Origin of the sequence: Burkholderia alba (assembly GCF_034721475.1) — a bacterium.
GTDB classification, from domain to species: Bacteria; Pseudomonadota; Gammaproteobacteria; order Burkholderiales; family Burkholderiaceae; genus Burkholderia; species Burkholderia alba.
On record NZ_JAWJWL010000173.1, the window covers coordinates 1 to 481 of the forward strand.

Consider the following 481-nt stretch of genomic DNA (forward strand, 5'->3'; position numbering starts at 1 on the left):
CGTCGCTGTCGGACGAAGAATACGAGAGGGCCATTCCCTATCAGAACGATGACCAGCTGGCCGACGTCGTCTCCAATTTGCCGGCGGCGATCGGTAAGGCCGCTGAGGATCATCGGTGTGTGAGCGAGTCCGAGGCGCGACGGGTCACGGGCGACGCGACTGTTGAGATTCATTGAATTCTGAGCTTCGTGGGATGCAGACGAGTACATGAACTACCTCCTGGTAGTCCAAGTTGTCGTCCGTACCCCTGTGGGTCAGGATTCCATGCAAATCAACAGCTCGACGACTGGGGGCTGCAGGATCTCAATCAGGGGGCCCGAAACGATCTGCTCGAAGTGCTCGACGATCGCGTCGGTACGCGCTCCACGATCATTACCAGCCAACTGCCACTGGAACACTGGCACTCCAGCGCACGACTCGTCTCGTCATTCGTGAAGAAATCGTGGGCCTTACGAGCCAGTATTGGCCACATAATGAGACA

The 481-nt window shown here is 57.4% G+C and carries 1 pseudogene; it reads left to right on the top strand.

The annotated features are described in order from the left end of the window. Positions 1–278 precede the first annotated feature (278 nt). Positions 279–407, top strand: a pseudogene (locus RZR99_RS33075) (ATP-binding protein); the annotation flags it as partial. Positions 408–481: the final 74 nt, after the last annotated feature.